A 12,578-nucleotide genomic window follows, 5' to 3' on the forward strand; every position below is an offset into this window, starting at 1 on the left:
GATTTTGTGCCGGTTGCCTGAGAGTTTCATGCGCGGATCAGGGGGGGCAAAGGTCAAAATCCTATACCTTTAGCGCAGCATGCCCAGCAGCGTGGGCGCATCGACCGTGAATTTCAATCCGAAGACCAGCGCATTGCCGATATCGCGAGGGCGGAACGGTGCGCCGGTCTGGTCCGGGTTGACGATATATTGGATATTGGGCGAAATCCGCATGGCCGCGTTCAATTGCGCGCCATAGGCCAGTTCCATCATATATTGGTGGCGATGGATATGGCCATCGCCGCCGCCCGCCACCCGCGCCGCGCGCATCCGCTCGACCGCCAGATCGCTGAATTGCTGATCATTGATCAAAAAACCCAGCGTGTCGGCATCGCGCCCCTTGAAGGTGCCGGTCTGCAACAGGCCCAGCTCAAGGTAATGGCTTTCCTCGACGCGCCCCGAAAGATTGGTCATGGCCACGCCGAACAGGGTCAGACCCCGCTTTGTGGCCGGATCGGGCCTTGTCAACATCTGGTCAAAGCGGAAATAGAGGCCCGAGCGGCCATGCAAAGTCGCCGCGTTCCGGCCGGTCAGGATCGCGATCCCGCCATTCGCATCGCGCAGCGGATCGGCATAATCGCCCCGGTCGAACCAGCCGCCAAGGATATAATGGCCCGGCAGGCGCGTCCTGCCCGCATCGTCGGCATAGCCCGCCTCCCACGGCACGATCACGCCGGTGGCGTTGCGCGTGGAAAAGCTGAAGCCGTTGTCATCGGCCTGTTTGCGGTCGGGATTCACCTCATAGGCCCCGACATGGGCGAACCATTGCGGAGTGAAATTGGCGCGCGTATGGATCATCCAGCTTGAGGCGGGGAAATAGGTGAAATTGCTGTTTTTGAAAACGAAAGTCGGGTTGCCGCAGGCCGAATTGGTCTGAAAATTGCAATAAAGCGGCGAGTTGAGGAAATGGATATTGGCCTGACTGCGCCCTGCCTCGATGTTCACCCGGCCATCGAGCAGCTTCTGCTCCCATGTCAGGATCGCCAGATGGGTGTTCTGCGTGCCCCACACTTCCTGAACCGAGGTGTTGTTGCCGATGGCGATGCCCGACAGACTCTTGCCGTGGCGGTTGGTGACGGCGAAATGCAAGGTGCCGCCGCCGATCCCGGCGATGCGGTCCATGTCGAGATCCGCGCCCATATAGACCTGTCCGGTATAGGCGCTCGCCCGGCGCAGCCCGCCGCTGACATTGCTCGCCGCCTCGCCGGTATAGTTGAGCGAGAGGGTGATCCCATCATCGGCCAGCGGTTGAAAGGGCTTGACCGGCGCTTCCTGCGCCATGGCATTGGACAAGGAGAGGGCGATGACGCCTGCGGTGCAGGCGCCCTTGAGCATTGTGCGATACATGGGATGATCCTTGCGCGCCCGATCCGTGGGCGCAGGTCAGAGTGTAACCGTCAGGCCGCTTCGGGCGCCCGCTTGAGCAGGCCCACCAGCAAAGCCGTCACCACCGTCCCGGCGACAATCGCCAGCGCATAGGCGGCCAGATGAGTCACGGCCCCCGGAATGGGCAGCACGAAAATGCCGCCATGGGGCACTTTGAGTTCGACCCCGAAGGCCATGGAAATCGCCCCGGCCACGGCCGAACCGGCCATCAGCGAGGGGATGACGCGAAACGGATCGCGCGCGGCAAAGGGGATCGCGCCCTCAGTGATGAAGGCAAGACCCAGCACGCCCGCCGCGCCGCCCGCCTCGCGCTCTTCGGCGCTGAAACGGTTGCGGAACAGGAAGGTGGCCACAGCGATGCCCAGCGGTGGCACCATGCCCGCCGCCATGGTTGCAGCCATCGGCGTATAGACCTGGCTGGACACCAGACCGACCGAGAAGGCATAGCCCGCCTTGTTGACCGGCCCGCCCATGTCAAAGGCCGACATCGCGCCAAGGATCACGCCCAGCAGAATGGCGCTCGACCCTTGCATCGAACGCAGCCATTCGGTGAGGAAGGCGAGCGCCGCAGCGACCGGCGCGCCCACGGCATAGATCATCACCAGACCCGTCAACAGCGAGCCGAGCAGAGGCAGGATCAAAACCGGCTTTAACCCCGCCAGATTTTTGGGCAGGCGGATCAGTCGGTTCAGCCCGTCAACGCCATAACCGGCAATAAACCCCGCCGCGATCCCGCCCAGAAAGCCCGCGCCAAGGCTGGAGGCGATCATGCCGCCGATCATGCCCGGCGCAATGCCCGGCCGGTCGGCCACGGAATAGGCGATATAGCCCGCCAGCGCAGGCACCATCAGCGCAAAACCCGCCTTGGCGCCGATTTCAAACAGCGCATGGGCCAGCGTCCCGGCCGCCGCATCATCATTGGCGTGAATGCCGCCCAGCGCGAAGGCCAGCGCAATCAGTAGGCCTCCCGCCACCACAAAGGGCAGCATGAAGGACACGCCGGTCATCAGATGCTTGTAAGGCCCGGCGCGTTCTTTTGCGGCGGCAGGTGCGGCGCTTGACGCTTCGCCGCCCTGCACCTGCGCCTCGGCCAGAGCGCGTTCGATGAGCGCCGCGCCGCCAGTGATCGCGGGCTTGGTGTTGCTGACAAACACCCGCTTGCCCGCAAAGCGGCCCCGGTCCACCTCGCGGTCGGCGGCGATCAGCACCACGTCGGCCTGCTCGATTTCCTCGGCGGTCAAGGGATTGCCCGCGCCGACCGAACCCTGCGTTTCGATGCGGATCGGACAGTTCAACTGGCGCGCGCCCTCGGCCAGCCCTTCGGCGGCCATGAAAGTATGGGCGATGCCGGTCGGGCAGGAAGTGATGGCGACGATCTTTGGTCTGCCTGCCGATGCGCCTTCTTCCGGCTCGCGGATCGCGCCCTGCGGGTCGGAAAGCACGGCATCAAGGCTGAGCCGCCAGTCCGCCCGCGCGGCCAGAGGGTCATCCTCGCCGCCCACAAAAAGCAACGTCAGATCCTCCCCTAAAGCCTCAAAGGTCTGGGCGTCAGTCGGGCGACGCACCGATACCTCGATGGGGCGCCCCTGCATGCGCGCCGCCTTGCGCAGCGCCTCGGCGGCCAGCATGGCCTGCACATCGCGGCCCCCGGCATCGATCACGGCAAAGAGCTTTCTCATGGAATCCTCGTCCCTTTATAATCCATCAGGCCATGGTCATCGCGCAGATCGAAACCTCCTGCGCCAAGGCACGCACCGCGTTCAGTTCGGGCAGGTTGGGGCCGGTCATGCCCAGCTTGCCCACCGCAAAACCTGTGGCGAGGCGCGCCAGAGCCTCAAGCGGCAGTCTATCGGCCAGCGCGGCGGCAAGCCCCGCCACCATCGCATCGCCCGCCCCCACCGTGCTGGCCACGCCGTCGAGCGAGAGATGGGCGCAGAGCGCGCCCTGCGCCGAAACGAAAAGCGCGCCTTCCTCGCCCATCGAGATCACCACCAGTTCAACGCCCCGGCGGCACAGATCCGCCCCCGCCGCCAGCAGGGCAGCCCGGTCCATCGCCGCCTGCCCGGTCCATGCGGCCAATTCGCTGCGATTGGGCTTGATGACATGGGGCAGGACGGCGGCGTCGAGCGCATGTTTGAGCGGCGCCCCACTGGTGTCGAGCAGGATGCGACAGCCGCGTTCGCGCAATTGCGCGACCATCGCGGCGTAAACCTCATGCGGACAACCGGGAGGCAAACTGCCCGAAAGCGCCACCAGATCGCCCGTCCGAACCGACAGGTTCAACTGGCCCACCACCTTGGCCACAAGGGTGTCATCGGCGGCCATGCCGTCCAGATTGATGTCGGTGGTCCCGGCATCATCGACCAGCTTGAGATTGACGCGGGTGGAACCGGCCACGCGGATGAAACGGTCGGTGATGCCTTTTGCGGCAAACAGCGCGGCAAAAGGCGCGGCGTTTTCGCTGCCCAACAGGCCATGGACCACCACATCGGCGCCCCAGTCGGCCAAGCAACTGGCGACATTGACGCCCTTGCCCCCGGCATTCTGGCGCACGGCGCGGGCGCGATGCACCTCGCCGGGGATCAGGCGGTCGAGCATGATCGTTTCGTCAATCGCGGGGTTGAAGGTGACGGTATGGATGCGCATCACGCGGCCTCCCCATCCAGAGCGCGCACTTGCGCGGCGCCTTCCATTTCCAATGCGCGCCGGGCAAGGGCTTCCAGCGAGGCCTTGTCGGCGGCGCGGATGCGGGCCTTGACGGCGGGAATGTCGCGCGGGGTCATCGAGAGTTCCGACACGCCAAGCCCCACCAGCAGCGCCGCGCCAAATGGATCGCCCGCAATGCCGCCGCATACGCCCACCCAGCGGCCATGGGCCTTGGCCCCTTCCACCGTCATCGCGATCAAGCGCAGAACGGCGGGATGCAGACTGTCGGCCTCGGCGGCCAGATCGGGATTCTGGCGGTCGATGGCCAGCGCATATTGGGTCAGATCATTGGTGCCGATGGAAAAGAAGTCGGCATGGGCGGCCAGAGCCTTGGCCTGAACGGCGGCGGCGGGCACCTCGATCATGATGCCAATGGGCACAACGGGGGCGTCCAATTCGATGCGGATCGCCTCGCAAGCCTCGCGCAGGCGGATCAGTTCCCAGGCCGAGGTGATCATCGGGAACATGATCGACAGATCGCCCCCGGCACGCGCCGCGCGATAAAGCGCACGCAATTGCGGTTCGAGCAGATCGGGCCGCCGCAGCAACAGCCGCGCCCCGCGCACGCCGAGGAAGGGGTTTTCCTCGCGCGGCAGGTCCAGATGCGGCACCTGCTTGTCGCCGCCGATGTCGAGCGCGCGCACGATCAGCGGGCGCGGACCCAGCGCCTCGATCATGGCGCGATAGATCGCCTCCTGCTCATCCTCGCTGGGGCTTTGGCCGCGTTCGAGGAAGAGGAATTCGGTGCGCATCAGGCCCACGCCCTCGCCGCCCTGCACCAGCGCAAATTCGACCTGATCAGGGCGGTTTACATTGGCCGCGACGGCGATTTCATGGCCATCGGTGGTGATCGCGGGACGGCTGCGCTCGGCGGCCTCGGCGGCGCGCTTTTGGGCGATGTCCACGATCCACTGCCGGGCCGATTCAAGATCCTGCGGCGTGGGGTCGAGCCAGACCCGCCCGCTGTCACCATCGACGATCACGCAGGCGCCCGGCTCCAGCCCAAGCAATTGCGCCCCGCCCGCCACAATCGAGGGCAGGCCCAGCGTGCGCGCCAGAATGGCGCTGTGCGAGGTCGGCCCACCCAGCGCCGTTGCAACGCCCGCCACACGGGAAGTATCGAGCGTGGCCGTATCGGAGGGCGAAAGGTCCGAGGCGATCAGCACGCAAGGTTCTTCGGGCAAATCGGACAGCGACCCGGCCGCCAGCGCCGGGTCCATCGCGGCCAGAACCCGCCGCCCCACATCATGCAGATCCGCCGCCCGCGCCGCCAGCACCGGATTGCCCAGCGCCGACAATTGCCCCGCAATGCGCCCCACGGCCTGATCCCACGACCATGCCACGCCATGCCCTTCGACCATCAACTGACAGGTCAGCGTGATGAGGTCGGTATCGTCGAGCAGATCGGCCTGCGCCTTGAAAATCGCCGCCTCGCCCGCCCCAAGACGGCGCGTGGTGTCGTCAATCAGCACCTTCATCTGCGCCCGCGTCCGGGTCAGCGCGTCCTCAAGCGCGGCGCCCCCGGCGACCAGATCGACCGGCTCATCGGGTACGACCAGTTCGGCGGGGGCAAGGATATGCACACGACCGATGGCAAGGCCGGGGCTGGCCGCGACGCCCGCGATGGCCTTGGCCTCGCCCGAGGGTTTCCAGCCGCGCACCGGGGCGCTGGCCTTGGCGGCGGCGCGGGCGGCGTCCTCCTTCTCGCGCGCGGTCAGGCGACGGACAGTCTTGACGAATGTGTCCAGCGCCGCGCGTTCGTCGGCGGAAAAGACGATCGTATCCCCGGCCTTCAGCCCAAGCTGGAGCAGGGAAACGAGGCTGCGCGGATCGGCGGTTTCCGCGCCATTACGCACCCGCAGGCGGGCCGAAAGGCCGCGTGCCGCCTCCACCCATGCCGAGGCCGGGCGGGCATGCAGGCCCGATGGATAATCGAGCGTCCAGCGTTCGACCTCGGCATAGTCCTCGGCGGGAACGGTTTCGGCAGAGGGCGCGCCATCCTCATGCAGAGCGCGAGCGATGGCCTCGGCATCATCGGTGGCGATCAGATGGGCGATGCGCGCCTCGTCCTGAATAAGGCGGGTCAGGCGGCGCAGGATGGCGATATGGCTGTCCGAATTGGCCGCAATGCCCACGACCAGATGCGCCGTCTGCCCCGGATTCCATTCCACGCCCTCGCGCAGTTGCAGGATGGCGATACCGTCATGGCGCACCAGCCCCTTGTCCTCGCCAAGGCCATGGGGAATGGCCACGCCCGCGCCAAGGAAGGTGTTGGCCACCGCTTCGCGGCGCACCATGCTGTCCTCATAGCCGGGCGCAACGCAACCGGCGGCCACCAGCAATTGGCCCACCTGACGGATGGCATCATCCTTGTCGGCGGCCGAGGCGGCGATGCGCACGAGTTCGGGCGATCCGGATTGGGCAATGCGCGGCATGGTGGCGGAAGGTGCGGGCATGTTCAGAATCTCTCCACGTTCTGTCCTTGGCCATAGAAAACGTTTTCTCATCACTTTTGTCAAGAGCCCTTGCATTTTGTGCGTGATTGCAGGCATGATACGACGCAGGAGAGGCCATAAGGCCGCTTGATAAGTGAGAACGTTTTCTGATGTCGGTCGAGAGCAAACCCGTTGGAATCAAGGATGTTGCCAAAGTCGCCAATGTCTCGCCCGCCACGGTGTCGCGGGTGCTCAGCGGGCGGGCGGTTGATCCGGCGATGCAGGAGCGGGTGCAGGCCGCCGTCATTTCCACCGGCTATCGCCCCAATCTGGCCGCGCGGCGCCTGCGTTCGCAACACACCAACACCATCGGCCTTATTTTGGCCGACATCCGCAACCCCTTCTTCACCGCCGTTTCGCGCACGATCGAAAGCGTGGCGGCGGCGCGCGGCCTGCGCGTCATCCTGTGCAACACCGACGAGGACCCGGCCAAGGAGGCCATGTATCTTGACCTGATGCAGCAGGAGCGCGTGACCGGCATCATCCTTGCGCCGACGCGCCAAAGGGTGACGCGTGCAGGCGATCTGGCGATGGATTGTCCGGTGGTGCTGATCGACCGCGCCATTCCCGGCGCGCGCGAGGATTGCGTGCTGCTCGACAATGAGGCCATGGCGGGCCTGCTGCTCGAACATCTTTATGATGCGGGGCACCGGCGCATCGCGGGCCTGTTCGGTGCCAGCAGCAGCACCGGCATCGAGCGCCGCAACGGCTTTGAACGCGCCGCCGCGCGCCTTGGTATCACGGTCGATACGCTGGCCATTCCCCATGCGCCGGGCGAGGCGGAAAAGGCGGCCATCGCGCTGCTTTCGCGGCCCGACCGCCCCGATGCGCTGATGGCCAGCAATGGCGTGATGCTGATCTCGGTCCTGCGGGCGCTGCGCTCGCTCGATCTGGAGGTGCCGCGCGATATTGCTCTGGCCGGGTTTGACAACAGCGACTGGATGGAGTTGATCGGCAATGGCTTGACCGTGATCGAACAGCCGGTCGAGGAAATCGGACGGACGGCGATGGCGATGCTGCTCGACCGGCTGGAACATCCCGATGCAGCGATGCGCAAGACCGTCCTTTCCGGCAAACTTATCGCGCGCGGATCCAGCGCGCGCCACCAAACCACAGGAAGCTGACATGCCCACCAAGCCCCCCATTGGACGCAACACACAGCTTTGCATGTCGCTCTCGGGCCGCCCCGGCAACGCCGGATCGCGGCTGCATAACCGGCTGTATGAACTGCTGGGTCTGGATTATGTCTATAAATCCTTTTCCACCCGCGATCTGCCCGCGGCCATTGGCGGCATTCGCGCGCTGGGCATTCGCGGCTGCGCGATCTCGATGCCCTTCAAGGAGGATGTCATCCCCCTGCTCGACGCCATCGAGCCATCGGCAGCAGCCATCGACAGCGTCAACACGATCGTCAATGACGACGGCGTGCTGAGCGGGCATAACACCGATTACACCGCCGTGCGCGACCTGGTGGCGGCACGCGGGCTGGACCCGGCAATGCCTTTCCTGCTGCGCGGCAGCGGGGGCATGGCCAAGGCGGTGGCCGCCGCGCTGCGCGACAGCGGCTTTGCCCATGGCGCGATCATCGCCCGCAATGCGCAGGCCGGGCAAGCGCTTGCCGCGCAATATGGCTATGAATGGCGGCCCGATCTGCCCGAAACCGGCGAGGCCATGCTCGTCAATGTCACCCCGCTGGGCATGGAAGGGGCCGATGCCGATGCGCTGGCCTATCCGCTCGATTTCATCGCCGATTGCCATGTGGCCTTTGATGTCGTGGCCCAGCCTGCGCGCACGCCCTTTATCCGCGCCGCCGACGATGCGGGCAAAACCATTATCTCCGGGGCCGAGGTGATCGTGCTTCAGGCGGTCGAGCAATTCGTGCTCTATACCGGCATCCGGCCCGATGCGGCGGCCATCGCTGATGCCGCCGGCCTTGCCCATGGGCCGCAGGTGGGCGCATTGATGAGCGCGATGGCGCAGCGAAAGGAACAGTAATGGCAGCCGATCACGTTCAACCCATCACGCTTTCACGCTTTCTGATCGAGCAGCAGCGGCGGCCTGATCACCCCTACCCTGCCGAATTGCGCCTGTTGATCGAAACGGTGGCGCGGGCCTGCAAGGCGGTGGGCCACGCCATTTCCCGAGGCGCGCTGGGCGATGTGCTGGGCGCGCTGGGCAGCGAGAATGTGCAGGGCGAGGTCCAGAAGAAGCTGGATGTGATCGCCAATGACCTCCTGCTCGATGCCAATGAATGGGGTGGGCATCTGGCCGCGATGGCGTCGGAGGAGATGGAGACGATCCACCGTATCCCCAACCGCTACCCCAAGGGCGAATATCTGCTGCTGTTCGATCCGATTGACGGGTCGAGCAATATTGATGTCGATCTTTCGGTCGGCACGATCTTTTCGGTGCTGCGCGCGCCCGAAGGCTGCGCCGGGCGCGATGTGACCGAGGAGGATTTCCTCCAGCCGGGCCGCGATCAAGTGGCCGCAGGCTATGCACTTTACGGGCCGCAGACGCTGCTGGTGCTGACCATCGGCACCGGGGTTTACGAATTCATGCTCGACCGCGAGGTGGGATCATGGCGGATGACCGACGGGCCGATGCGTATCCCGGCGGGCAACAAGGAATTTGCCATCAACATGGCGCGGCGGCGGCAATGGTCGCCCGCCGTGGCGCGCTATGTCGAGGAGCGGATTCTGGGCGCCGAAGGGCCGTGCGGGGTGGATTACAACATGCGCTGGACCGCCTCGATGGTGGCCGATGTGCATCGCATATTGAAGCGCGGCGGGGTGTTCCTCTATCCGTCCGACCACCGCGCCACCGGCAAGGCCCGCCTGCGCCTGCTCTATGAAGCCAATCCGATGAGTTTCCTGATCGAACAGGCCGGGGGCAGCGCGAGCGATGGCGAAGGGCCGATCATGGATGTGGTCCCCACCGGCCTGCATCAACGGGTCGGCGTGATGATGGGCGATGCCGATGAGGTCAAAGCCATCACCGGCTAGACCTCCATGCCACCGCCTCGCGGCGCTCCATGGTCTCGGCATTGGCCAGTTTTTCGACCAGACGGGTGAACAGTGTCACGCCGCGATCATGGGCCGTGGGCATTACATCCTGCGCCGGCGTGGTGTCGATCACGCGCTGCTGGGCCTCGATCATGGCCTTGTCCTCGGCAAAGGCCTTCCCCGCAATGCCCATCATATGGTCGCGCATCGCCGCATCCCCGAAATTGCGATGGGGGCCCCATGAAAAGAAATAGCGCGCCGTCCTGTCGGTCAGCGGGGTGACCGCCTGACTGGTGAAATTGAGGCCTGCAATGGCTTCCTCCATGCGCGGCGCGGCATGGTTCAAACGCCGCGCCGTGCCCGCCGGATAATTCGCGCTCCACATCAGCAGCACGCCGGGCAGCAGGAAGTCATAGGTGGACCACGCATCGATGGGCACATCGGATTTGCGATTGCTGGCGCCATACGTGTTTTCCAGCCAGCGCTCGACCCGCACCCCGCGCGCCAGCGGGGTGATGCGCGGCTGAGAGGCGGCAAACTCCGGCCCCGCGCCAAAGCTGTTGGCATGGACATAGGTCAAATGGCTGAAATCCAGCAGATTGTCGTTGATGAGCCGGGCCTCGGCCTGATAATCGAGAAAACCGCAGCACAGAATATAGTCGGGATCGTCAAACCCCACCGCAGGCGGGATCAGCGCCGGGTCTGCCGCCGCCGCATCGCCCATCCACACCCAGACCCAACTGTGGCGCACCTCCACCGGATAGGCACGCACACGGGCGCGGGCCGGGATCAGATCCTGACCGGGAATGTCGACCACCCTGCCGCCTGCATCAAACAGCAGGCCGTGATACAGGCAGCGCAGATGCGCGCCCTCGCACCGGCCCAGCGAGAGCGGCGCAAAGCGGTGGACGCATTTGTCCTCCAGCGCATGGACCGCGCCCGAGGCCGAGCGCCAGATGACGATGCGTTCCCCAAGGATGGTCAGGGCAAAGGGCTTTTCAGGGGCAAGATCCTGCTCCCATCCGGCGACATACCAGGCGTTGCGAACATAGGTCATGGCGGTCTCTTGGCTATTCTCTCCGCCCGCCAACTTGACTTAACGGTGTTAAGTGGTCAACAAAAACCTATGGCCCGCACGCCCTCCGCCCTGCTTGACCGCGACCGATTGCTGGCCGCCGCCTTTGCCCAGCTCGAAGAGGATGGTCTCGATGGGCTGAGCATGCGCCGCCTTGCCGCGCGGGTGGGCGTGCAGGCCCCGGCGCTCTATTGGCATTTCAGCGACAAGGCCGAACTGCTGGGCCTGATGGCGCGCGAGATCTACGCTGCGGCCTATGCCGCTGTGCCGCTGGTCGAGGACTGGCAGGCATGGTTGGGCCAATTTGGCCGGGCGCTGCGCCGCAGTTTTGCCGCCCATCGCGACGGGGCGCGGCTCTGCGCGGCGGCCAGCCCGGCGCTGTCCGGCGAGCCCGCCGCACATGCCGAGACCATCGCCGCGCCCCTTGTCGCGCTGGGGCTTGACGCCGGCCGCGCCCTGTCCTGTCAGGCGGTGGTGATTTCCTTCACGCTGGGCTGGGAATCCTTTGAGTCCAACGGCCCGATGCGCGAATTTCTGCGCCGGATGATGGATTTTGATGCCACCTTCGAAACCGGCCTCGACGCGCTGGTGCGCGGGCTGGCCTAGGCCGCCCGGCGCGCCGCGATACGAAAGCGGGCCATCATGTCGCGAAAGGTGATCCCGGCATCGATCTGGGTATAGACGCGCATGGGCCGCCCGCCTGCCCTTGGCGCATAGCCGCCATCATCCAGCAGGCGCGGCGTAGGCATGACCACATAGCGCGACGAGGTGGTGTCCGGCCGCATCGGCGGCAACAAGGCCGTCAGCGTCACGAGCGGACTGTCGCCCAGCACATAGACATCCGAGGCGGGCAGGACCGGCGCGCCGGGGATTTTGGCCAGCATGTCCGGGAGCGCATCGACCTTGGCCTTGAGATAGGCGCCAAGCGGGCCGGTCGCGGCCAATTCCTCAAGTTCGGCATTGGAAAACAGCATCTGGCTGTAAACGTCGGCGGGCACCTGCCAGATTTCGATGTCGGATTCGTTGAAGATCACCTGCGCGGCCACCGGGTCGATCGAGAAATTGAACTCGGTTTCCCCGGCCTTTGGCCCCGGAAGGCCCAAACCATGATGAGGCCGCCCCCCGATCCAGACCAGCCTGATCCGCCGCCCGATCCTCGGCTCGCTCAACCACGCCAGCGCCAGATCGGTCAGCCCCGCGCCTGCGGCATAGATGAGCGGGCCTTGGGCATCCTCGCGCATCGCCTCGCGCACGATGGCGGCGCTGGCCTCGCCCGGTTTCCACGATGCGCGCGCCCCAATCGGCGCGGGCGCTCCGGCGATGACGGTATGCGCCTTATCAAGACCCATGATCGAGAGCACTTCGCGCGCGCGGGCTTCCCCTTCGCGCGCCTCGTTTCCGCGGGAAAAACCGCCCGGCAAATGCGATCCGATGATCAGCGGTATAGAGACAGCGCGACACAGCACATGATGCGCCAGTTGGAACAGCCCATCGGGATCGCCGGCAAAATCATTGTCCAGAATGACCCGCGCCGGCATCGGCGGCGCAGCGCGCAACGCGGCCCCGCCCGCCAGAGCGGCCCCACCTACAAGACTTGTCAGGGTCGAGACGGCAAATGTCCTGCGATCCATCGCCAATGGCACGTTCCCTCTCCCCTGATTTATCTTGCCCGATCATTCCGGTGCCGCCCCTTCTAGCCCATTGCGACATCATGTAAAATAAGCGTTTTTAAGCCATCCATAGAGAACGGTTATGGATGAGGAGCAAGCAGCCGCCGCTCCCATCTTTGCCTTTGTGTCTTGCCGGTTTAACTCCTATCCTGAACTTTCGCATCGCCCATGCGGCCGCCCGGCGCGCCGCAACACAGGGAGA

General features: G+C 65.3%; 10 protein-coding genes. 4 read left to right on the forward strand and 6 right to left on the reverse strand.

The window, feature by feature from the left end:
- Positions 1 to 69: 69 nt before the first annotated feature.
- From PQ457_RS19995 to ptsP, 4 genes are read right to left on the reverse strand one after another with little or no spacing between them, the layout of a single operon-like run.
- The gene (locus PQ457_RS19995; RefSeq protein WP_273619561.1) at positions 70 to 1,386 is read right to left on the reverse strand and encodes a carbohydrate porin; all 1,317 of its coding nucleotides are present in this window, start codon (positions 1,384 to 1,386) and stop codon (positions 70 to 72) included.
- Between the two features lie 50 nt (positions 1,387 to 1,436).
- Positions 1,437 to 3,104 carry a PTS fructose transporter subunit IIC gene (locus PQ457_RS20000; RefSeq protein ID WP_273619562.1) on the reverse strand — a complete coding sequence of 556 codons (1,668 nt, stop codon included), beginning with the start codon at positions 3,102 to 3,104 and terminating at the stop codon, positions 1,437 to 1,439.
- Positions 3,105 to 3,129: 25 nt separating this feature from the next.
- Positions 3,130 to 4,071, reverse strand: coding sequence for a 1-phosphofructokinase (gene pfkB / locus PQ457_RS20005; protein ID WP_273620410.1), 942 nt, complete (start codon positions 4,069 to 4,071; stop codon positions 3,130 to 3,132).
- Positions 4,071 to 6,587, reverse strand: coding sequence for a phosphoenolpyruvate--protein phosphotransferase (ptsP, locus tag PQ457_RS20010; RefSeq protein WP_273619563.1), 2,517 nt, complete (start codon positions 6,585 to 6,587; stop codon positions 4,071 to 4,073). The genes pfkB and ptsP overlap by 1 nt, the downstream gene beginning before the upstream one ends.
- A gap of 149 nt (positions 6,588 to 6,736) precedes the next feature.
- On the opposite strand from ptsP, the gene PQ457_RS20015 reads away from it, so the two are divergent.
- From PQ457_RS20015 to PQ457_RS20025, 3 genes are read left to right on the forward strand one after another with little or no spacing between them, the layout of a single operon-like run.
- Complete coding sequence (locus PQ457_RS20015; protein ID WP_273619564.1) at positions 6,737 to 7,750, forward strand: LacI family DNA-binding transcriptional regulator; 1,014 nt, start codon at positions 6,737 to 6,739, stop codon at positions 7,748 to 7,750.
- 1 nt (position 7,751) lies between these two features.
- Complete coding sequence (locus tag PQ457_RS20020; RefSeq protein ID WP_273619565.1) at positions 7,752 to 8,621, forward strand: shikimate 5-dehydrogenase; 870 nt, start codon at positions 7,752 to 7,754, stop codon at positions 8,619 to 8,621.
- Positions 8,621 to 9,631 (forward strand): class 1 fructose-bisphosphatase, encoded by a 1,011-nt coding sequence (locus PQ457_RS20025; protein ID WP_273619566.1) that lies wholly within the window; start codon positions 8,621 to 8,623, stop codon positions 9,629 to 9,631. Before PQ457_RS20020 ends, PQ457_RS20025 begins: the two co-directional genes overlap by 1 nt.
- Here PQ457_RS20025 and PQ457_RS20030 read toward each other — a convergent pair.
- Positions 9,621 to 10,688 carry an aromatic ring-hydroxylating dioxygenase subunit alpha gene (locus tag PQ457_RS20030; protein WP_273619567.1) on the reverse strand — a complete coding sequence of 356 codons (1,068 nt, stop codon included), beginning with the start codon at positions 10,686 to 10,688 and terminating at the stop codon, positions 9,621 to 9,623. The two genes, PQ457_RS20025 and PQ457_RS20030, sit on opposite strands and share 11 nt — an antisense overlap.
- Positions 10,689 to 10,757: 69 nt before the next feature.
- On the opposite strand from PQ457_RS20030, the gene PQ457_RS20035 reads away from it, so the two are divergent.
- On the forward strand, positions 10,758 to 11,312 hold the full coding sequence (locus tag PQ457_RS20035) for a TetR family transcriptional regulator (protein WP_273619568.1): 555 nt from the start codon (positions 10,758 to 10,760) through the stop codon (positions 11,310 to 11,312).
- Here PQ457_RS20035 and PQ457_RS20040 read toward each other — a convergent pair.
- Positions 11,309 to 12,337, reverse strand: a complete 1,029-nt coding sequence (locus PQ457_RS20040) for a nucleoside hydrolase (RefSeq protein ID WP_273619569.1) — start codon at positions 12,335 to 12,337, stop codon at positions 11,309 to 11,311. The genes PQ457_RS20035 and PQ457_RS20040 overlap by 4 nt on opposite strands.
- Positions 12,338 to 12,578: the final 241 nt, after the last annotated feature.

This window comes from Novosphingobium humi (genome assembly GCF_028607105.1).
In the GTDB taxonomy this organism is placed as follows: domain Bacteria; phylum Pseudomonadota; class Alphaproteobacteria; order Sphingomonadales; family Sphingomonadaceae; genus Novosphingobium; species Novosphingobium humi.

Excerpts from the sequence above, each read along its gene's own strand:
- PQ457_RS19995 (WP_273619561.1), bottom strand. The coding sequence starts at position 1,386 with ATGTATCGCACAATGCTCAAGGGCGCCTGCACCGCAGGCGTCATCGCC.
- PQ457_RS20000 (WP_273619562.1), bottom strand. The coding sequence starts at position 3,104 with ATGAGAAAGCTCTTTGCCGTGATCGATGCCGGGGGCCGCGATGTGCAG.
- pfkB (WP_273620410.1), bottom strand. The coding sequence starts at position 4,071 with ATGCGCATCCATACCGTCACCTTCAACCCCGCGATTGACGAAACGATC.
- ptsP (WP_273619563.1), bottom strand. The coding sequence starts at position 6,587 with ATGCCCGCACCTTCCGCCACCATGCCGCGCATTGCCCAATCCGGATCG.
- PQ457_RS20015 (WP_273619564.1), top strand. The coding sequence starts at position 6,737 with ATGTCGGTCGAGAGCAAACCCGTTGGAATCAAGGATGTTGCCAAAGTC.
- PQ457_RS20020 (WP_273619565.1), top strand. The coding sequence starts at position 7,752 with ATGCCCACCAAGCCCCCCATTGGACGCAACACACAGCTTTGCATGTCG.
- PQ457_RS20025 (WP_273619566.1), top strand. The coding sequence starts at position 8,621 with ATGGCAGCCGATCACGTTCAACCCATCACGCTTTCACGCTTTCTGATC.
- PQ457_RS20030 (WP_273619567.1), bottom strand. The coding sequence starts at position 10,688 with ATGACCTATGTTCGCAACGCCTGGTATGTCGCCGGATGGGAGCAGGAT.
- PQ457_RS20035 (WP_273619568.1), top strand. The coding sequence starts at position 10,758 with ATGGCCCGCACGCCCTCCGCCCTGCTTGACCGCGACCGATTGCTGGCC.
- PQ457_RS20040 (WP_273619569.1), bottom strand. The coding sequence starts at position 12,337 with ATGGATCGCAGGACATTTGCCGTCTCGACCCTGACAAGTCTTGTAGGT.